General features: G+C 64.7%; 17 protein-coding genes. 12 read left to right on the plus strand and 5 right to left on the minus strand.

Annotated elements, in window-relative coordinates:
* Window positions 1–56 precede the first annotated feature (56 nt).
* Window positions 57–2,402 carry an aldehyde dehydrogenase family protein gene (locus ACGYLQ_RS12475; protein WP_394443272.1) on the minus strand — a complete coding sequence of 782 codons (2,346 nt, stop codon included), beginning with the start codon at window positions 2,400–2,402 and terminating at the stop codon, window positions 57–59.
* A 44-nt stretch (window positions 2,403–2,446) separates the two neighbouring features.
* A complete protein-coding gene (deoC, locus tag ACGYLQ_RS12480) occupies window positions 2,447–3,460 on the minus strand; it encodes a deoxyribose-phosphate aldolase (RefSeq protein ID WP_394443274.1) in 1,014 nt (337 codons plus the stop codon).
* Window positions 3,461–3,637: 177 nt separating this feature from the next.
* On the opposite strand from deoC, the gene ACGYLQ_RS12485 reads away from it, so the two are divergent.
* From ACGYLQ_RS12485 to ACGYLQ_RS12540, 12 genes are all read left to right on the plus strand, one after another.
* Window positions 3,638–4,627: a metal ABC transporter solute-binding protein, Zn/Mn family gene (locus ACGYLQ_RS12485; RefSeq protein WP_394443276.1), complete on the plus strand. Its 990-nt coding sequence runs from the start codon at window positions 3,638–3,640 to the stop codon at window positions 4,625–4,627.
* A 3-nt stretch (window positions 4,628–4,630) separates the two neighbouring features.
* On the plus strand, window positions 4,631–5,425 hold the full coding sequence (locus tag ACGYLQ_RS12490) for a metal ABC transporter ATP-binding protein (RefSeq protein WP_394443278.1): 795 nt from the start codon (window positions 4,631–4,633) through the stop codon (window positions 5,423–5,425).
* Window positions 5,422–6,627, plus strand: a complete 1,206-nt coding sequence (locus ACGYLQ_RS12495) for a metal ABC transporter permease (RefSeq protein WP_394443280.1) — start codon at window positions 5,422–5,424, stop codon at window positions 6,625–6,627. The genes ACGYLQ_RS12490 and ACGYLQ_RS12495 overlap by 4 nt, the downstream gene beginning before the upstream one ends.
* Window positions 6,624–7,553: a metal ABC transporter permease gene (locus tag ACGYLQ_RS12500; RefSeq protein WP_394443282.1), complete on the plus strand. Its 930-nt coding sequence runs from the start codon at window positions 6,624–6,626 to the stop codon at window positions 7,551–7,553. The genes ACGYLQ_RS12495 and ACGYLQ_RS12500 overlap by 4 nt, the downstream gene beginning before the upstream one ends.
* A 296-nt stretch (window positions 7,554–7,849) precedes the next feature.
* On the plus strand, window positions 7,850–9,739 hold the full coding sequence (gene mutL, locus ACGYLQ_RS12505; RefSeq protein ID WP_394443284.1) for a DNA mismatch repair endonuclease MutL: 1,890 nt from the start codon (window positions 7,850–7,852) through the stop codon (window positions 9,737–9,739).
* On the plus strand, window positions 9,736–10,980 hold the full coding sequence (locus tag ACGYLQ_RS12510) for a DNA recombination protein RmuC (RefSeq protein ID WP_394443286.1): 1,245 nt from the start codon (window positions 9,736–9,738) through the stop codon (window positions 10,978–10,980). The genes mutL and ACGYLQ_RS12510 overlap by 4 nt, the downstream gene beginning before the upstream one ends.
* Entirely contained in the window at window positions 10,981–11,994 is a 1,014-nt protein-coding gene (locus tag ACGYLQ_RS12515) for a pyridoxal-phosphate dependent enzyme (protein WP_394443288.1), read from the plus strand. It abuts the gene before it with no gap.
* A gap of 135 nt (window positions 11,995–12,129) precedes the next feature.
* A complete protein-coding gene (locus tag ACGYLQ_RS12520; protein ID WP_394443290.1) occupies window positions 12,130–13,449 on the plus strand; it encodes an NAD(P)/FAD-dependent oxidoreductase in 1,320 nt (439 codons plus the stop codon).
* Window positions 13,446–14,234, plus strand: a complete 789-nt coding sequence (locus ACGYLQ_RS12525) for a DUF1365 domain-containing protein (RefSeq protein ID WP_394443292.1) — start codon at window positions 13,446–13,448, stop codon at window positions 14,232–14,234. Before ACGYLQ_RS12520 ends, ACGYLQ_RS12525 begins: the two co-directional genes overlap by 4 nt.
* Complete coding sequence (locus ACGYLQ_RS12530) at window positions 14,231–15,466, plus strand: MFS transporter (RefSeq protein ID WP_394443294.1); 1,236 nt, start codon at window positions 14,231–14,233, stop codon at window positions 15,464–15,466. The genes ACGYLQ_RS12525 and ACGYLQ_RS12530 overlap by 4 nt, the downstream gene beginning before the upstream one ends.
* Window positions 15,463–16,029, plus strand: a complete 567-nt coding sequence (locus ACGYLQ_RS12535) for a DUF3833 family protein (protein WP_394443296.1) — start codon at window positions 15,463–15,465, stop codon at window positions 16,027–16,029. The genes ACGYLQ_RS12530 and ACGYLQ_RS12535 overlap by 4 nt, the downstream gene beginning before the upstream one ends.
* Entirely contained in the window at window positions 16,026–16,757 is a 732-nt protein-coding gene (locus ACGYLQ_RS12540; protein WP_271692936.1) for an SDR family oxidoreductase, read from the plus strand. Before ACGYLQ_RS12535 ends, ACGYLQ_RS12540 begins: the two co-directional genes overlap by 4 nt.
* 3 nt (window positions 16,758–16,760) lie before the next feature.
* On the opposite strand, the gene ACGYLQ_RS12545 is transcribed toward ACGYLQ_RS12540, so the two are convergent.
* The 3 genes from ACGYLQ_RS12545 to ACGYLQ_RS12555 are packed head-to-tail and all read right to left on the minus strand — an operon-like array spanning window position 16,761 to window position 19,112.
* Window positions 16,761–17,816: a saccharopine dehydrogenase gene (locus ACGYLQ_RS12545; RefSeq protein WP_394443298.1), complete on the minus strand. Its 1,056-nt coding sequence runs from the start codon at window positions 17,814–17,816 to the stop codon at window positions 16,761–16,763.
* Window positions 17,813–18,436, minus strand: coding sequence for a glutathione S-transferase family protein (locus ACGYLQ_RS12550; protein ID WP_394443300.1), 624 nt, complete (start codon window positions 18,434–18,436; stop codon window positions 17,813–17,815). Before ACGYLQ_RS12550 ends, ACGYLQ_RS12545 begins: the two co-directional genes overlap by 4 nt.
* Window positions 18,437–18,461: 25 nt before the next feature.
* Complete coding sequence (locus ACGYLQ_RS12555) at window positions 18,462–19,112, minus strand: histidine phosphatase family protein (protein WP_209218422.1); 651 nt, start codon at window positions 19,110–19,112, stop codon at window positions 18,462–18,464.
* Between the last annotated feature and the right edge of the window lie 120 nt (window positions 19,113–19,232).

Genomic DNA, 19,232 nt, shown 5'->3' on the forward strand with positions numbered 1-19,232 from the left:
AAAAAGCGCCGCTCCCGAAAGAGGGCGGCGCTTCTGCATAGGCCGGGCGGTGGGCGTTATTCGCCGTAGGGCACCCAGATATTCTTGACCTCGGTCGCGGCCTGCAGGAAGTCGCGCCCCGCGCCCTCGGCCCCGAACCAATCCCGCGCCATGCCGTGGTTGACCCAGCTGCGTTTGATATTGCTCGCGGCCCCTTTCTCGACAATGCCGGAAAGCGCCGCGGCGCCGAAGGACCAGACCGCATCTACATCCATATGGCGCGCCATCGCCTCGGCCAAATCCGTCTGCGGGCCGGTCAGGATATTCACCACGCCCGCGGGCACGTCCGATGTCTCAAGCACCTGAACGAAGTCCGTCGCCGCCAGCGGGAAGGGTTCGGAGGCCGAAAGGATCACCCGGTTGCCCATGGCGATGGCGGGGGCCATGCAAGAGATCAGCCCCAGCAAAGGCGCCTCGGCGGGGCAAAGCGCGCCGATCACACCCACGGGTTCCTTCATCGCCAGCGCCACGCCGCGGATCGGCACCCCATGCACCTGACCGTCGTATTTATCGGCCCAAGCGGCATAGGTGAAAAGCCGGTCAATGGCCGCATCGACCTCCCTACGGCCCGTCTTCGCCCCCTGCATCGCATCCAGACGTGCTGCGAATTCATCGCCCCGTGCCGAAAGGTTCTCCGCAATGTAGTACAGGATCTGCGCCCGCAGATGGCCGGTGGTTTTCGACCAGCCCTTCGCCGCATGCGCGGCCTCGACCGCATTGCGCAGGTCCTTGCGGTTGGCAAGGCTCACATGCCCCAACAGCCCGCCCGACTTGCCCCAGACCGGCGCCGAATAGCCGCCATCGGGCCGCGCCTGTTTGCCACCGATATAGAGCTTTGCGGTCCGGTCGATCCCATCCTCCGGCGCACCCTCACCGGCGAAGGCTTCGATCTCCTTCAAAGGCTTCCGCGCCGTCTTGGGCTTGGTATAGCCCGCCAGACCTTCCCAACCGCCCTCGCGGCCAAAGCCGCTCTCACGCTTGCCGCCGAACCCGGCTGCGGCATCCATCATATTGGTGCCATTGACCCAAACGATCCCGGTCTCCAGCTTCGGTGCGATGTCGAGGGCGAGGTTCACATTCTCGGTCCAGACCGTCGCCGCCAGACCGTAGCGCGTGTTATTGGCCAGCTGCACCGCCTCGCCGGGCGTGCGGAAGGTGGTGGAAACCAGCACAGGCCCAAAAATCTCTTCCTGCATCAGCCGATCCGCCGGATTCAGCCCGGTAATCAGGGTGGGCGGATAGAAACAGCCGTTCTCCGGCATCGCCCCCGGTGCCACGAAACGCTCACCGGCGGTATTGGCCTCGACCATCTCGCTCACGCGCTTGTATTGCACCGGGTCGACCAGCGCGCCCACGTCAATGCTTTTGTCCAAGGGATCGCCAACGCGCAGCTTCTCCATCCGCGCGCGCAGCTTGGCATAGAACCGATCCGCGACCGGCTCATGCACCAGCAAGCGCGACCCGGCACAGCAGACCTGCCCCTGATTGAACCAGATCGCATCGACCAGCCCTTCGACGGCGCTGTCCAGATCGGCATCGTCGAAAACGATGTAAGGCGATTTGCCACCCAGCTCCAAGGTCAGCGCCTTGCCGGACCCCGCCGTCACCTCGCGAATGCGGCGGCCTACGGCGGTGGAGCCGGTAAAGGCGATCTTGTCGATATCCTCATGGCCGACGATCATCTCACCGACGGTGCCATCGCCCGTCACGATATTGACCACACCCTTGGGCAGCCCGGCTTGACGGCAGATATCGGCAAACAAAAGCGCGGTCAGCGAGGTGTATTCCGCAGGTTTCAACACCACGGTATTGCCCATCGCCAGTGCGGGCGCGATCTTCCACGCCAGCATCAGCAGGGGGAAGTTCCAGGGGATGATCTGCCCGCAAACCCCAAGCGCCTGCGCATCGGGCAGTTCGCTCTCCATCAACTGCGCCATGCCCGCGTGATAATAGAAATGCCGCTGCGCCAAGGGCACGTCGATATCGCGCGCCTCGCGAATGGGCTTGCCGTTGTCCAAGACCTCCAAGACCGCAAACAACCGCGCGTGTTTCTGCAACAGCCGCGCCAGCGCATAGATATGCCGCGCCCGGCCATGGCCGCCAAGCTTCTCCCACTTGGGCTGCGCCTTGCGCGCTGCCTTCACGGCGGCATCCACATCGCCCTGCGACGCCTGCGTCAGACTGGCCAAGACCTCACCCGTCGCCGGGTTCGTGCTGTCAAACCCCGCCCCCGGCGCGGTGAAGGCGCCATCGATGAAATGGCCAAACCGCCCGCCCTGATCGACGAGCCAAGCCAGCGCATCTGCCGCCGATTCCGGGGCTGGCCCGTATTCCATGCTTTCGAATATGTCGGACACGCTCATGCCTTCATCCTTTTCCAAATACCTTCCCGCAGCCTGCAACGGGCTCAGGCGGTCGCGTGGCGGTAAGCCGCCGAATAATTGCCGGTCACATGATGCTCCAACTGCCGCTCTATATCGCCCAAGAGCGAGGACGCCCCAAAGCGGAACAGGTCAGGCTGCAACCAACGGTCGCCCAGCTCTTCCTTCATCAGCGCCAGATAGGTGATCGCATCCTTGGCCTTCGAGATGCCGCCCGCGGGCTTGTAGCCTACGCGCACGCCGGTGCGCGCGTAATACTCGCGGATCGCGCGGATCATGACGAGGCTCACGGGCAGGGTGGCGTTCACGCTTTCCTTGCCGGTCGAGGTCTTGATGAAATCGGCCCCGGCCATCATGCAAACCAGCGACGCGCGGGCCACATTGCGCAGCGATCCCAATTCGCCGGTGGCGAGGATCGCCTTTACATGGGCCTCTCCGCAGGCCTCGCGGAAGGCGCGCATCTCATCGTAAAGCGCCTGCCAGTCGCCTGAGAGCACATGACGGCGCGAGATCACGATGTCGATCTCACTCGCCCCGGCCTCAACACTCATCTCGATCTCGCGAATGCGCAGTTCCAAGGGCGACAGCCCTGCCGGGAACCCGGTTGAGACGGCGGCGATGGGAATGTTCGTGCCCTCCAGCGCGCGGCGCGCGGCGGGGATCATCTCGTGATAGACGCAGACCGCGCCGGTGGTGATCGGCGCCATGCCAAGCGCCTCGAGCAGATCGGGCGCAATCGGTTGGCGCGCCTTGGCGCAAAGCCGCTCGACCCGGCGCGCGGTATCGTCGCCTGAAAGGGTCGTCAGGTCGATACAGGTCACCGCGCGCAGCAGCCACGCGGCTTGGTGGTCCTTTTTCAGCGAACGGCGGGCGGGCAGGGCGGCGGCGCGGCGCTCGATCGCCGAGGTGTTCGCCTGCACCGAGCGCAGCCAATCCATATCAAGCGGCATCGGTTCGACGCGGGGTTCGGTGACCTGGGGCAGATGGCCCGGCGCGTCGGTCTCTGTCTCACGTTGCTGCGGGGTCGTCTGGGTGGCCATCGGGGTCTCTCCGGTTTGGTCAGGCGCGCAAAATGGCATGGGGCAAGGGCCAAAGCAAGCGACGCTAACCCCGCGTCACCGGTCGAATGCCTGAAAAATAGGCGAAATGTGGAAACTGTTAATGAGAACCATTCTCAACTGTTGACTTAATTGAGAATCGTTCTCATTAATACCCCCATGACACATGCATCTGATCCCTTTCGCCCGTCACGCCGCAGCGCTTTGATCGGCGGCCTGAGCGCTTTTGCCCTGCTCGGGGCCGCGCCCGCTGCCTTTGCCGCGCCAAAGCTCAACGTCGTTGCGACCACCGGCATGATCGCTGACGCCGCCCGGCGGATCGGTGGCGATCTGGTTGAGGTCCGCTCGCTCATGGGGTCGGGCGTCGATCCGCACAGCTACCGCCAGACCCGCAGCGACATCGTGGCGCTGACCCGGGCCGATCTGGTGCTCTGGCACGGCCTTTACCTTGAGGCGCAGATGGAGCGGTTCTTTGAGGATCTGGGCCGCAAACGCGCCGTGATCGCCGTGGCCGAAGCCCTGCCCAAGGAGGGGCTGCTCAGCCACCCGGATTACGAGGGCCGCTATGACCCGCATGTCTGGATGGACCCCAAGACATGGACCGCCGTGGTGGATGAGGTGACCCGCGCGCTGAGCGAAGCACATCCGGCAGGGGCCGAGAGCTTTGCCGCGAATGCCAAGACCTACCGTGCGGAACTGGACCAACTCGCCGCCTATGCCGCCGAGACCGTGGCGCAGGTGCCCGAAGGCCAGCGCGTCTTGGTCACGGCGCATGACGCTTTCAGCTACTTCGGGCGCGCCTTCGGCTTCGAGGTGATCGGCATTCAAGGCATCTCGACCAACAGCGAGGCGGGGCTCAACCGCATCTCTTCGCTGGTCGATGAGCTTGTCGAACGCGAGATTGGCGCGGTTTTCGTCGAAACCTCGGTGTCCGACCGTAACATGCGCGCGCTGGTCGAGGGGGCTGCGGCGCGCGGTCATGAGGTCGTGATCGGCGGGTCGCTCTATAGTGACGCCATGGGGGAACCCGGCAGCTATGAGGGCACTTATATCGGTATGATCGATCACAACGTCACCACCATCGCTCGCGCGCTCGGCGCGCCGGTGGATGCGGGCGGGATGACCGGCAAGCTGGCACAGGGAAGCTGATCCATGACACTCGAACTCGCCAGCACGCGTGAGACCGCGCCGACCGCCCGCGCCGACAGCCCGCTCGCCCTGCGTGGCATGACCGTTTCCTACGGGCAGAAGCCTGCGGTCTTTTCGGTGGATATGACCGTCGCGCCGGGCAAGATGACGGCGATCATCGGGCCGAACGGGGCGGGGAAATCGACGCTGCTCAAGGCCGCTTTGGGCATCCTTACCCCGCTGGCGGGCACCGCCACCGTCTATGGCAAACCCGTGGCCGAGCAGCGCCACCGCATCGCCTATGTGCCGCAGCGTGCAAGCGTGGATTGGGATTTCCCGACCCGCGTGATCGACGTGGTGCTGATGGGGCTTTACCCGCAACTGGGCCTTTTGGGCCGCATCCGCACCGTGCACCGTGCCCGCGCCGCCGATTGTCTGGCCCGCGTCGGGATGGAGGATTTCGCCACCCGCCAGATCGGCCAACTCTCGGGCGGCCAGCAGCAGCGGGTGTTCCTTGCGCGGGCCTTGGCGCAGGATGCGGACCTCTACCTGCTCGACGAACCCTTTGCCGGGGTCGATGCGGCGACGGAAAAGGCGATCATCGCGGTGCTTAAATCCCTGCGGGATGGGGGCAAGACGGTCGTCGCCGTGCACCATGATCTGTCCACGGTGCCTGAGTATTTCGACAATGTCTTCCTGATCAACACCCACCGCGTGGCCGAGGGTAGCGTCGCTGAGGTTTTCAAGTCCAACCACCTGCAAGACGCCTATGGCGGGCGTTTGGCGGGCGCGCAGATGGATGCTTTGCAACTGTCATGATCTGGGACGCGCTGACACTGCAATTGGGCTACAACGCCACGCTGGTGACGCTGGGGGCCACGCTTTTGGGCATGGCTGCAGGCGTCGGCGGCACCTTCTTGTTTCTGCGCAAACGGGCGTTGGTGAGCGATGCGATTTCGCATGCGACACTGCCCGGCGTAGCGCTGGCCTTCATGGTGATGGTCGCTTTGGGCGGCGATGGGCGCAATCTGATCGGCCTGCTGCTGGGGGCCGCGCTGTCGGCGGGGGTGGGGCTGCTCTTGGTCTCATGGCTCAGCAACCGCACGCGACTGGCCGAAGATGCGGCGATTGGCTCGGTCCTGTCGGTTTTCTTTGGCCTTGGCATCGTGCTGCTCACGGTGATCCAGACCATGAGCGCGGGGCGACAGGCGGGGCTAGAGGATTTCCTTTTGGGCTCCACCGCCGGGATGCTGCGCAGCGATGCGCTGATCATCGCCGTGGCGGCGGCGCTGACGCTGGCGCTGGTGTTGCTCTTGCGCCGCCCGCTGACGCTGGCCTCTTTCGATCCCGAATATGGCACCGCCATCGGGCAGAACGTGCCGCGCACGGATCTGGCGATGATGGGGCTGGTGCTGGCCGTGACGGTGGTTGGGCTCAAGATCGTGGGGCTGATCCTGATCGTGGCGCTGCTGATCATCCCGCCCGTCACCGCGCGTTTCTGGAGCGAACGAACCGACCATGTGGTGCTGATTTCGGGCGCGCTCGGCGGCATTGCGGCCTATATCGGCGCGGCGCTGTCGGCGGCCCAGCCGAACCTGCCGACGGGGCCGATCATTGTTCTGGTGGGCTTCGCGCTCTTTGCGCTGTCGCTGCTGTTGGCACCGGGGCGCGGGGCGCTGTCGGCGCTACTGCGGCATCGGCGCTATCAGCGTCTGGTCCATCTGCGGCAGGGGCTCTTGGCCTTGGCCCATGGGCAGCCGATCTATGAACAACTCACCCTGCGCCTGCTGCGGGCCGAGGGCTACGCCCTGCCCGATGGGGTCGCCACCAAGGCGGGCCGGGGCCGCGCGGCCAAGGCGCTGCGCGATGAAACCCGCTGGCAACTGATCCGCCGCGATCCGGCTTACGAGGCGGCGGCCCAGCAATATGACGGTCTGACCCCCATTGAGACGGTGCTGACCGCCGACCAAATCCGCGAAATCGACAGCCGCATCGACATGCGCGGCGGGGTGATGGCATGAACGGTTCCGAATTTGTCCCCCTGTCCTTGGTGCCGATGCTGACGGGCATCTTCGTGGCGGTGGCCTGCGCCTTGCCGGGGAACTTCCTTGTCCTGCGCCGCCAAGCGTTGATCGGCGATGCGATTAGCCATGTGGTGCTGCCGGGGATCGTCGTGGCGTTCCTGCTGACCGGTGTGGTCAGCACTTGGCCGATGCTGCTGGGCGCGGCGGGCGCAGCGCTGGGCGCCGTGCTGGCCATCGAAGGCGTGCGGCGTTTGGGCAAGATCGAATCCGGCGCGGCCATGGGCGTGGTCTTTACCGCGATGTTCGCGGGCGGCGTGTTGCTGCTGGAACAATCCGACACCAGTAATGTGCATCTCGACGTGGAACATGCGCTTTATGGCAATCTCGAAAGCCTAATCTGGCTGGATGCCACCGGCTGGGCGTCGCTGCTCGACCCCGAGGCGCTGGCGACCATCCCGGTAGAGCTGCCGCGCATGGCGGTGACGCTGCTTTTCGTGGCACTGTTCACGGCGCTCTTTTGGCGTCCGCTCAAGATCAGCACCTTCGACGAAGGCTTTGCCCGCACCATCGGGATGAAGACCGGCCCATTGGGCCTCGGGCTGGTGATCGTTGCTGCCATTGCCGCCGTGGCCGCCTTTGACGCGGTGGGCAGCATCATCGTGATCGCCATGTTCATCTGCCCGCCCGCTGCCGCGCGGATGATGACCAACCGGCTGGAGCATCAGATCGCATGGTCGGTGGGTTTTGCCACGGTGGCCGCGATTTTGGGCTATGTCTTGGCAGGTTACGGGCCGCTGTGGATCGGGCTGCGGGATTCGGTCTCGGCGGCGGGGATGATCGCGACTGTCTCAGGGCTGATCCTTGGCGCCGCGGCAGTGATGGGGCCGCATCGGCATAGAGGCGCCGCCGCGCCCATTGCTTAACCGAATCGCAACGATTCGTTTTATCGGCGACTGATTCGCTTTTGCTTTGACCTGTGATTCGTCCTGCGTCTATACAGGTGGCAAGCTCCGCCGGAGACGACTTGTACCCGGGTCGCCCGCCGCTCTGATAAGACCGGAATAACAAAAGCACCAGTGCGCCGAGTAGCCGACCCAGCAGCGGATCGCCCCACCTTTGGCGGCGGTCCGCTGACTTTGCCCAGAACCTCTGATACCCGGCTCTCATAGACGCATTCACATCTGGCAGAATCAAAAGCCGCTATGCTAGGTCTTGCGGTATGCCCAGCCCGACCCCCAATATAAGCGAAATTCGCCCCGTCATCCGTCAATTGGACGATTCCGCGATCAACCGCATCGCCGCAGGCGAGGTGGTCGAACGGCCCGCCTCGGCGGTCAAGGAGCTGGTTGAGAACGCCATCGACGCGGGCGCGCGGCGCATCACCGTGGAATATGCCGATGGCGGCAAGACGATGATCCGCGTGACGGATGATGGCTGCGGCATCGCGCCCGAAGATTTGCCGCTGGCCCTGTCGCGTCATGCGACCTCTAAAATCGACGGCTCCGACCTGCTGGATATCCACACCTTCGGCTTCCGCGGCGAGGCGCTGCCCTCGCTCGGTGCTGTCGGGCGGCTCACGATCACCAGCCGCGCGGCTGGGTTCGACGGGGCCGAGATCACTGTCGACGGGGGCCGCATGGGCGAGGTGCGCCCGGCGGCGTTGAACGGCGGCACCATCGTCACCCTGCGCGATCTGTTCTTCGCCACGCCTGCGCGGCTCAAATTCCTGCGCACCGACCGAGCCGAAGCGCAGGCGATCGGCGATGTTATCAAACGGCTGGCCATGGCCGAGCCCTTCGTGCGTTTCGTGCTGCGCGATGTCGCGGGTGACGGTAAGGGCCGCGATGTGTTCCGCGCCGAGGCCGAGCAGGGCGATCTCTTCGATGCGCTGCATGGCCGTCTGGCGCAGGTGCTGGGCCGGGAGTTTGCCGAGAATGCCCTGCCTATTGATGCGATGCGCGAGGGGCTGCATCTGACCGGTTTCGCTGCTCTGCCGACCTACTCGCGCGGCTCTGCCGTGGCGCAATATCTCTTCGTGAATGGCCGCCCGGTGCGGGACAAGCTGCTGACGGGCGCACTGCGCGGCGCCTATTTCGATTTCCTCAGCCGCGACCGTCACCCGGCGGCGGCGCTTTTCGTGGAATGCCCGCCGACGCTGGTCGATGTGAACGTGCATCCCGCGAAATCCGAAGTGCGCTTTCGCGATCCGGGGTTGGCGCGCGGGCTGATCGTCTCGGCCCTGCGCCACGCGCTGGCTGAAGCGGGCCACCGCGCTTCGACCACCGTGGCGCAGGCGACCTTGGGCGCGATGCAGCCCGAGCCGCAGGGCGCGCGGGTCTATCAGATGGACCGCGCGGGCATGGACCGCCCCAGCCCCGCCGCGCGGGAGGCCGCCTATCAGGCGCAGGCCCCCGGTTTTGCCGAGACCGCAGGCGTTTGGGGCCGGGTGGAGGGCACGCCGCTGCCCGAGACCCCCGCGCCGAGCCATGCCGCCGCCCCCGAAGCGGAAGAGGCCGCGCCCGCCCCCGACTACCCGCTTGGCACCGCGCGGGGGCAGGTGCACGAAAATTACATCATCGCCCAGACCGCCAATGGCATGGTTATCGTCGATCAGCACGCCGCGCATGAGCGGCTGGTCTATGAGAAACTCAAGCGCCAGATGAACGAGAACGGCGTCGCGGCCCAAGCGCTGCTGATCCCCGAGATCGTCGAACTCTCCGCCAATGACTGCGCGCGCCTGCTGGAACTGGCGGAGGAACTGGCGAAACTCGGCCTCGGCATCGAAGCCTTCGGCGGCAGCGCCATCGCAGTGCGCGAGACGCCTGCGATCCTCGGCACCGTGAACGCCCGTGCGCTGATCCTCGACGTGCTCGATGAGTTGGCTGAGGGCGAGAGCAGCAACATCGTTCAGGCCAAGATCGAAGCGATCCTGAGCCGGGTGGCTTGTCATGGCTCGATCCGCTCGGGCCGCTGGATGCGCGCCGAAGAGATGAACGCGCTCTTGCGCGAGATGGAGGCGACGCCGCATTCGGGCCAGTGCAACCACGGGCGGCCCACCTATGTTGAACTCAAACTCGCCGATATCGAACGGCTCTTCGGGCGCACTTGATGGAGCTTGGCAGCACGACCCTGACCCTCTCCGACCCTGTGACGCTCTTGGCCCTTGCGGGCGCGGGGCTGCTGTTGCTCATCGTCATCCTGCTGATCATGGCGGTCCGCGCCGCGGGCCGTTCGGCCCGTGTGGCGGCCCCCTTGGCGCAGCAAATGCGGGTGCTTGGCGGCCATGTGCAGCAATTGGGGCAGGGGCAGGAGCAGTTGCGCGGTGGCTTGCAAATGGTCTCGGACACGCAAAGCAATACCCAAGCGCAGATGATGCAGACGATGGAAGCGCGGCTGGCCTATGTGCAGCAGCAGATGCAGGACCGTCTGGCCGACAACGCCGCCCGCTCGGCCCGTTCGCTGGCCGAGATGCAGCAGCGCATGACCGAGACGCTGCACGGCTCGTCCAAACGCACCACCTCCAGCCTTGCGCAGTTGCAGGAACGGCTCGCCTCCATCGACAAGGCGCAGGACAATATCACCAAACTGTCGGGCGACGTGCTGTCGCTGCAAGACATCCTGAGCAACAAGCAGACGCGCGGATCCTTCGGTGAAATCCAGTTGAGGGATATCGTGTCGAAAGCCCTGCCAAGCGACAGCTATTCGCTGCAAGCCACGCTCAGCAACGGCAAGCGGCCCGATTGCCTGATCCATCTGCCCAACCCGCCGGGCCCGATCGTGATCGACAGTAAATTCCCGCTGGAGGCCTATGAGGCCCTGCGCCGCGCCAAGACCGAAGCCGAGACCCGCGCCGCCGCCCAGCAGATGAAGACCGCCGTGCGGGTGCACCTCAATGCCATCGCCGACAAATACATTCTGGAGGGGGAGACGGCGGAAGGCGCCTTGATGTTCCTGCCCTCCGAGGCGGTCTATGCCGAGTTGCACGCGAATTTTTCCGAACTCGTGCGCGAAGGCTTTGAGAAACGCGTCTGGATCGTCAGCCCGACCACCTGCATGGCCACGCTCAATACCATGCGTGCGATCCTGAAGGACGCGCGGATGCGTGAACAGGCAGGCGCGATCCGCAAGGAGCTGGGCAATCTGAACAAGGACGTCGAACGTCTGGCGACCCGGGTGGGCAATCTCGACCGGCATTTCACCCAAGCGCGGCGGGACGTGGAAGAGATCAAAGTCAGCAGCGAAAAAGCCGCCAAACGCGCGGGGCGCTTGCATAATTTCGACTTCGAAGAACTGGCAGAAGCCAAAACCGAGGCTATTGTTCCCCTAAGGACACCCGAAGGGAACGGCTGAATGAACGACGTGGACATTACCGGGATGACGCTGGAGGCGATGCAGACGCGGGCCGCCGCGTTGCGCAGCGATATCTTGCAAACGCCGGTGGTGATGCTCTCCTCTCCCATGGTCGATGATGTGCTTGGCGGCGCGCGGGTCGCGCTCAAACTGGAGTGTTTTCAGCATACCGGCACCTTCAAGGCCCGCGGCGCGCTTTCGGTGGCGCGACAGCTTGACGATGACACCCGCGGGCGCGGGATCACCGCGGCCAGCGCGGGCAACCACGCCATCGCCGCAGGCTGGGCCGCGGCCAAGCTTGGCATCAGCGCCAAGGTGGTGATGCAGGACAATGCCAACCCTTTTCGCGTCGCCCTCGCCCGTGCCACCGGGGCCGAGGTCATCATGAAACCCGCCGGGCAAGAGACCTTTGCCGAGGCCGAGCGACTGGTGCGCGAAGAGGGGCGGTTCTTTATCCATCCTTTCGAGGGGCTGCACACCTCCCTCGGCACTGCCGGGGTGGGGCTGGAACTGATGGCGCAGGTGGCGGATTTGGACGCGGTCGTCGTCTCTGTCGGCGGTGGCGGGCTGATCAGCGGTGTCGCCGCCGCGGTCAAGGCGATCAACCCCGCTTGTCGGGTCTATGGGGTGGAGCCCGAGGGCGCCGACAGCATGTCGCAAAGCCTCGCCTCCGGCGCGCCGGTGACGATCCCCCAGGTCAACACAATCGCCGACAGCCTCGGCCCGCCGATGGCGCTGCCTTTCGGCCATGCGCTCTGCGCGGTTTATGTCGATGACGTGGTGACGGTCAGCGACGATGCGATCTGCGCCGGGATGGTGGTGCTGCAACAGGCGGCGAAACTGGCGGTGGAACCTGCCGCCGGGGCCGCGATGGCGGGCGCGCTCGGCCCTCTGCGCGGGCAATTGGCCGGGCGGCGCGTCGGCGTGATCGTCTGCGGGGCCAATATCGACACCGACAGCTATTTGGGCCAACTCAGCCGCGGGCAAGCCGCGCTCGACAGCTTGCTGTCCTAGTGCCCTCCAAGGGCTTGCACGCGGTCGCGGTGCTGCGTGCATTCTTCCAAGAAAATCTATCGGGCGCTGCAACTTTAACTCCCCTTTACCCGTGGGTGCCCCATATCCAAAGTTCCGGACCAAAGCAGGACGCCTATGCCTTTCGAAGCTCTGAACGACAGTACCCTCCCTCAACAGCCGCTTGGGCGGCGTGTCGCCGTGATTGGCGGCGGGATTTCCGGCATGGGGGCGGCGCATATGCTGGCACCTGCGGACCGCGTCACGCTCTATGAGGCGGGGGCCAAGATCGGCGGCCATGCGCGGACGGTGATCGCGGGCAAGAATGGCGATCAGCCGGTCGATACCGGGTTCATCGTGTTCAACTATGCCAACTACCCGCATCTTGCGGCGCTCTTTGCGGAGTTGGACGTGCCGGTCGTACCCTCGAACATGAGCTTTGGCGCGTCGATCGATGGCGGGCGGCTGGAATATGCGCTGACCAATTTCAACGCGGTTTTCGCCCAGAAACGCAATATGTTCAGCCCGCCCTTTCTGCGGATGCTGCGGGACATTCTGCATTTCAACAAGAACGCGCTGGCCGTGTCGCGCGACCCGTCGATGACCATCGCAGAGTTTCTCGACCAGTTGGGCACCGGGCCATATTTCCGCGACTTCTACCTGTCGCCCCTGTCGGGCGCGATCTGGTCTACGCCGACGGAAAAGATCATGGATTTCCCCGCCCATGCCATGGTCAATTTTTTCGAAAACCACGCGCTGCTGAACTATTCGGGCCAGCATCAGTGGTACACGGTCAAAGGCGGCTCGCGCCAATATGTTGACCGGTTGGAGAGTGCGCTGCGCGCCAAAGGTGTCGATCTGCGCACCGACAGCCCTGTGCAGGCGGTGCGCCGCACGGCGCAGGGGGCCGAGGTCCGCGCTTATGGCGGGGAGTGGGAGACCTTCGACGATGTGATCTTTGCCACCCATTCCGATGACACGCTGGCGATGCTTTCCGATCCGACGGACGCTGAACAACGCGCCCTCGGCGCCATCCGCTACCAGCCCAATGACATCGTGCTGCATGCCGATGCCAATATCATGCCCAAGCGGCGCTCCACTTGGGCGTCATGGGTCTATACCGAGGATCGCGAGCAGAAGTCCGACCGGATCGACCTGACCTATTGGATGAACTCGCTGCAACCGATCCCGCAGGACGATCCGCATTTTGTCACGCTCAACACCAAACGCACCATCCGCGAGGAGTTGATCTATGACCAAGTGACCCTGCGCCATCCGGTCTATGACCTTGCCGCCTTGGCCGCGCAGGACGAGGTACGCGCCTTCAACGGCAGCCATAACACATGGTTCTGCGGGGCGTGGCTGCGCAATGGTTTCCACGAAGACGGGCTGGCCAGCGCGGTGGATGTGGTCGAACGGATGCGGGCCGCGCGGGCGGCGCCCTTGGCGGCGGAGTGACGGCTCAGGTCGATCATATCCGCGGCCAGACCTTCCATGGCCGCAAGGGCGCGGTCGAGAACCGTTTCCGCTATTCGGTCGACTATGTGATCTGCGATGCCGAGGCCGAGGCGCTAAGGACGCCCGCACTTTTCGCCCGCAACGGTGCGAATGTGACCAGCCTGCATGACAGCGACCACGGCGGCCCGCCGGGGCAGGGGCGCGCCGCCCCTTGGGTGCGCGAGGTTTTGGCGGCGCATGACATCACCGGGGTCGCGCGGATCGAACTATTGGCACAGCCGCGGGTGCTGGGCCATGTCTTCAACCCGGTCAGCTTTTGGCTCTGCCGTCGGGCCGATGATGCGCTGATTGCCGTGATTGCCGAGGTCACGAATACCTATGGCGACCGGCATTCCTATCTTTGCCATCACCCCGACCTGCGCCCCATCGCGTCCGAGGATCGCTTGCGAGCTGCAAAGCTCATGCATGTCTCGCCCTTTCAGGACATCTCGGGCGGCTATGTCTTTCGCTTTGACATAAGTGCTGAGCGGATCGGCATCTGGATCGATTTCTCGGATGGGGAGAATGGGTTGATCGCCACATTGACCGGGCCGCGGGCGCCGCTGACCAATGGCCGTATCCTCTGGTCGCTGCTGCGCCGCCCCTTTGGGGCGCGGCGGGTGCTGGCGTTGATCCATTGGCAGGCGCTGAAGCTCTGGCTCAAAGGGGCCGGGTTCCGCAACCGCCCCGAGGCACCGCAGGTCGAGGTTTCCCGCGATGCGGCCCATGGCGCGGGCGGGCGATGAGGGCGCGCGCGGCCCGGCTGCCCGCCTATGCGCTTTTCGCCGCATTGCTCGCCGCGGCGGGGCTGCCAATCTACATTCACGCGCCGAAGTTCTATGTCGATGAATACGGGGTTTCGCTGACGGCGCTTGGCTCTGTGCTTTTTGGATTGCGGCTGTTGGACGTGGTGCAAGACCCGGCGCTCGGATGGCTGGCCCAAGCGCTGCGCCACAAACGCGGGCTGGCGGTGACGGTGGCGGGGGCGGTGATGGCGCTGGCGATGCTGGGGCTTTTCGCGGTGCCCGCGCCGATGGCGCCCGTGCTGTGGTTCGCGCTGATGCTGACGCTGGTCTTCTCGGCCTTCAGCTTTCTAACCATCAGTTTCTATGCCCAAGGGGTGGCCAAGGCCGACAGCCTGCCGGGGGCCGGGCATCTGACCCTCGCCCGCTGGCGCGAGACCGGGGCGCTTTTGGGCGTCTGTCACGCCTCTGTTGCGCCCCTGCTGCTGGGCATGGCGCTGAACCAGCCCTTTGCCGGATTTGCGGTGGGTTTCACGGTTCTGGCGCTCTGGGCCGTGGTCGCGATGCGCAGGGAGTGGCGGGCGACAGGACTGCCGGGCGCGAGCGGTTTCGGCACCGTCTTGCGTGACGGGCAGGCGCGGCGGCTGTTGCTGATCGCCTTGGTCAATGCCGCCCCGGTTGCCGTGACCTCGACCCTGTTTCTCTTCTACGTCGAACTGGCGCTTGAGGCACCGGGATGGGAGGGGCCGCTCTTGCTGCTGTTTTTCATCGCGGCGGCTGCGGCAGCACCACTTTGGGGGATGCTGGCCGAACGCCACGGCCCGCGCCGGGTGCTCTTGGCGGCGATGGCCTTGGGCATCGCCGCTTTCGGCGGGGCGCTGTTTCTGGGGCCGGGGGATGTGGTGCTTTTCGCCTTGGTCTGTCTGGCTTCCGGCGCGGTTTTGGGGGCCGACCTCACCCTACTGCCTGCCATGTTCGCCAGCCGCATGGCGCAGATTTCCCCCTCGGCAGCCGAAGGCTTTGGCCTTTGGTCTTTCGTGTCCAAACTGACCTTGGCTTTCGCGGCGGGGGCCCTACTTCCCGCCCTAGAAAGTGCAGGGTTGCAGATCGCAACGGGGACCAGTTCCGACACATCCATCTCCCTGTTGATCTGGTTCTATGCCGGTGTACCTTGCGCCCTGAAATTGCTGGCGATCGCTCTTCTCGCCGGTGCAAAAGACGTGGAGACATCGTGACAGAGCCGCTGATCTTTATCGCTGTGGGGCTGGGCCTTGGTCTATTGCTCACCTTCCTGCGCCGCCGGTTGGGGGAGTTTCACGGGCAATTGCCCAGCGACTATGTGGATTCCTTCCCCGTCTTTGATCTGCGGTTGCATCTACGCGACCAGATGATTTGCGAGGGGGTGATTTTCGGCCCCCTTGGTCGGGTCACCAGCAGTTTCACGGCCAAGTTCGACGTGTCTTGGGAGGGCGATGTCGCCACTGTGGCCGAGAGTTTTCGTTATAACGATGGCTCGCGTCAGCAGCGCGAATGGACCGTGACACTGGGCGAGAATGGCCGTTTCACCAGCACCGCGCCGGATGTGATCGGGGTGGGGCAGGGCGTTCAGGCTGGTCCGACATTGCAGTTGCGCTATCGTATCCAACTGCCCGAGGAACTGGGCAGCCATGTGCTGAAAACCGTCGATTGGATGTATCTCACCCCCGATGGCACCATCGTCAATCGCAGCCAGTTTCGGAAGTTCGGGATCAAAGTAGCAGAATTGGTCGCCACCCTGCGACCGGCGGAGGAAAGATGAAAGACTGGCAAGGCAAGACCTATTGGCTGGTGGGCGCGAGCGACGGGCTTGGCGCAGCATTGGCGCATCAGCTAAGCCGCACCGGGGCCGAGGTGATCCTTTCTGCCCGGTCCGAAGACAAGCTGACCGAACTCGCGCAGGCGCTGCCGGGGCGGGCGCGGGTGCGGGTCATGGATGTGACCGATGACGAAGACGTCGCACAGGCGGCGAAGGATGTGGGGCCAATCGACGGGCTGGTCTATCTGGCGGGGGCCTATTGGCCCTTCGGCGCGCAGGAGTGGGACGCGAAACATGGGGTGACTATGGCCGATGTGAACTTCACCGGCTTGATGCGCGTCTTGGGGCAGGTGGTGCCGCAGATGGTCGCCCGCGATCATGGGCATATCGTCATCACCTCTAGCCTGACCGCCTATCGCGGGCTGCCCGGCTCCATCGGCTATACGGCCTCCAAGGCGGCGACGCTGTCCTTGGCGGAGTGTATGCATGCCGATCTGCGCAAGACGGGCGTGCAGGTGCAGGCGATCAACCCGGGCTTTATCAAGACCCAGTTGACCGACAAGAACGATTTCAAAATGCCCTTTTTGATGGAGCCCGATGACGCCGCGCGCCGTGTCTTCGAGCATATGAACAGGGACAGTTTTAAACTGGACTTCCCGTACGGCTTCTCACTGCTGTTCCGTTTGGGGCGCTTTCTGCCGGACTGGCTGTACTACCGGTTCTTTTCCTGAAGGTCAGACCTCGGCGACATGCTGATCGAACAGATCTCGAGCACGTTGCCAGACGGCATGATCCGTCTTTGGCAGCGCCTGCAGGGTCGGCAGCAACTGGCCCGCGAAATCTTCTGAGCTTTCGCGCGGCAGCATGGATGGCAGGTTGTCGATGGCCATGACATCCAGCGGCGGGGCGTCATGCACGCGCAGCGCTGGCTCTGCCCAAGTGGTCGCGCGGTCATAGACCTGCACGGGGTTGAAGGCGCTGTCGGGGTCGCAGGCGATGTCGCCGATCACGCGCAGGGCACGCTCGGCCTGAGGGGCATCGGGGCGGACGAAGGCGGGGGTGTCTGGCCCCGCGAGGATGCAGTTGAAGAAATAGGCGTGGTCGAGGATTTCGGGGAAGGGCCCGCCGTGAGCCGTCTCTGCCATGTCCCAACCGGTGACGGGGATGCCAAGTGCCGCGCAAAGATCGCTCGCCCCGCGGCCCACCCGGCCCAAAGCGCCGATGACCAGCGCGCGGTCGCCGCTTGCGTCGACTTGGGCGAGTTCTTCGGTTAGTGCGGCTTTCAGAGCTTCGGCGTCAGCGTAGGGCGCAACAGGGCCGCAAGTCTCCCCGCGCAGCTGCGCGATGCGGCATTTGACCGAGACGGCCGCTCCCGCGAAACCCGCCCAATAGCCAAAGGCGGCAACGCGGCGGCCATTGTCATCGGTCAGATACTCCAAATCCAGCAGCGCGCCGCCGCCCGCCTTGAACCGCTGCAACAGTTTGCGGCCCGAGGATTGGCCTTTGTAGGCATGGCCGAACATGATGTGCGTATGCGGCAGGGGCGTGCCGTCTTCGGGCAGTTCCTTGAGGCCAAAGATCACCGCATCGCGCGGGGCCTCGGGCCAGCTATGGGCCGGAACGATCTCACAGCCCGCCTGCGCATAGGCGGCGGTGGGGATCACGCGGCTGTCGCTGTCTTCGACGCTTACCTTCATGCCTGATGCGATCAGCGCGGCGGCCCCTTCGGGCGTCAGCCCGGTGCGGGTCTCATTGTCGCGCTGCTCGGCGCGGAGCCATAGATGGGTCATGCCAAAAGTCCTTTCGCGCGCATGGTCTTGACGCTGTCGCGGTCTTCCAGCCGGGCGGCGAAGGTGTCGAGCCGTGGGTAAGCCGCGCGGTCGACCCCGTCACCGGCCAGCCACCCCGAGACGACAAAGAGATAGGGATCGGCCAGCGACAGGGCATCGCCCGCGACGAAGTCACCCCGGAAGGCGTGGTTCTCAATATAGGCGGCGCAATCGGCCATGGTTTGTGGCACCTTGGCTTTCATATCGTCAAAGCTGGATTGCTGATCGGCCCAGCGGTGGCCGCGCATTTTATGCGCGTGGGCCACATGCATGGTCGAGGCGAGGTAATACATCACCCCGCGCATATGCGCCGCGCGTTCAGGGTCGGCAGGGACCAGCCCTGCCTCGGGCGCGCGGGCGGCGACATAGTCCAACAGCGCGCCGGTCTCGGTCAGGGCGCTGCCCGCTTCGGTCACGAGGGTCGGCACGCGGCCCTTGGGGTTCAGCGCCAGATAGGGTGCTGCGGTCTGTTCGGCGCTGGCGAAATCGACCTTCACCGGCTCATAGTCCAGCCCCGCTTCTTCGAGGGCGATGGCAACGGCGACCGAGATCGTGCCGGGGGCGTAGTGAAGTTTCAGCATGGGTCAGCCTTTCGCGGGCGAGGGGTTACATATGCGTTTGTGCAAGGCGGCGGTCGGGCCGGTCAAGATGCGGCACGGCGTTGAACAGCACCGGCGACCAATGCCCGCCGATGGGAAAGAGCCGGTGCATCGACGTATGCATGATCGCCAGCGCCAGCCGCGCCATCGCCGGAATCCCCACGCCCATCGCCTGCGCCATCGCCAGAGAGATCAGCCCGCCCGAGGTCACCACCAGCGCCGGGCCTTCGCCCTCAGCGATCTCGGCGAGGACGGATTGCACCCGCGTCTCGAAACTCTCATAGGTTTCGGGCGTATCGGCAAGTTTGCCCGCTTTCCAATAGTCAAAGACCTGCGGCAGGTGGTGCACGAATTCGCCCTCGCGGGGGAAGGGCACCTTGTGCTGCTGCTCCATCAGATTGGCGAGGGTGAAATACTCCAACTCGTTCAACCGCGCATCGCGGATCGGCTCCAGCCCGGTGTTCATCCCCTCGGCCGTTTCGATATGGCGGGTCAACGTGCCGGTATAGAGCCTTGTGTGGTAGGTCTCGCTCTGGCGCAGATGGTCGCCCAGCCACGCGGCTTGCTCATGGCCAAGCGGGCTGAGTTGATCATAGCTCAGCTCGTCCTTGGCGGTGGAATTGGCTTGGCCGTGGCGGATCAGGGTAATGTGGGACATCAAATGGCTTTCACTGTTCGCCCAAGTGATAGGGCAGCTTGTCAGGCCATACAATGCAATGCGCCGCAATGCACTGGCGCGGCGTTTATCCGTGCCGGGGTGTCGGGATTGGCCCCTGAC

Source organism: Sulfitobacter sp. 1A12779 (assembly GCF_043557315.1).
In the GTDB taxonomy this organism is placed as follows: domain Bacteria; phylum Pseudomonadota; class Alphaproteobacteria; order Rhodobacterales; family Rhodobacteraceae; genus Sulfitobacter; species Sulfitobacter faviae.

What these genes read in the sequence shown, in the direction of transcription:
- ACGYLQ_RS12475 (WP_394443272.1), bottom strand. Translation starts at nt 2,402, where the DNA reads ATGAGCGTGTCCGACATATTCGAAAGCATGGAATACGGGCCAGCCCCG.
- deoC (WP_394443274.1), bottom strand. Translation starts at nt 3,460, where the DNA reads ATGGCCACCCAGACGACCCCGCAGCAACGTGAGACAGAGACCGACGCG.
- ACGYLQ_RS12485 (WP_394443276.1), top strand. Translation starts at nt 3,638, where the DNA reads ATGACACATGCATCTGATCCCTTTCGCCCGTCACGCCGCAGCGCTTTG.
- ACGYLQ_RS12490 (WP_394443278.1), top strand. Translation starts at nt 4,631, where the DNA reads ATGACACTCGAACTCGCCAGCACGCGTGAGACCGCGCCGACCGCCCGC.
- ACGYLQ_RS12495 (WP_394443280.1), top strand. Translation starts at nt 5,422, where the DNA reads ATGATCTGGGACGCGCTGACACTGCAATTGGGCTACAACGCCACGCTG.
- ACGYLQ_RS12500 (WP_394443282.1), top strand. Translation starts at nt 6,624, where the DNA reads ATGAACGGTTCCGAATTTGTCCCCCTGTCCTTGGTGCCGATGCTGACG.
- mutL (WP_394443284.1), top strand. Translation starts at nt 7,850, where the DNA reads ATGCCCAGCCCGACCCCCAATATAAGCGAAATTCGCCCCGTCATCCGT.
- ACGYLQ_RS12515 (WP_394443288.1), top strand. Translation starts at nt 10,981, where the DNA reads ATGAACGACGTGGACATTACCGGGATGACGCTGGAGGCGATGCAGACG.
- ACGYLQ_RS12520 (WP_394443290.1), top strand. Translation starts at nt 12,130, where the DNA reads ATGCCTTTCGAAGCTCTGAACGACAGTACCCTCCCTCAACAGCCGCTT.
- ACGYLQ_RS12530 (WP_394443294.1), top strand. Translation starts at nt 14,231, where the DNA reads ATGAGGGCGCGCGCGGCCCGGCTGCCCGCCTATGCGCTTTTCGCCGCA.
- ACGYLQ_RS12540 (WP_271692936.1), top strand. Translation starts at nt 16,026, where the DNA reads ATGAAAGACTGGCAAGGCAAGACCTATTGGCTGGTGGGCGCGAGCGAC.
- ACGYLQ_RS12545 (WP_394443298.1), bottom strand. Translation starts at nt 17,816, where the DNA reads ATGACCCATCTATGGCTCCGCGCCGAGCAGCGCGACAATGAGACCCGC.
- ACGYLQ_RS12550 (WP_394443300.1), bottom strand. Translation starts at nt 18,436, where the DNA reads ATGCTGAAACTTCACTACGCCCCCGGCACGATCTCGGTCGCCGTTGCC.
- ACGYLQ_RS12555 (WP_209218422.1), bottom strand. Translation starts at nt 19,112, where the DNA reads ATGTCCCACATTACCCTGATCCGCCACGGCCAAGCCAATTCCACCGCC.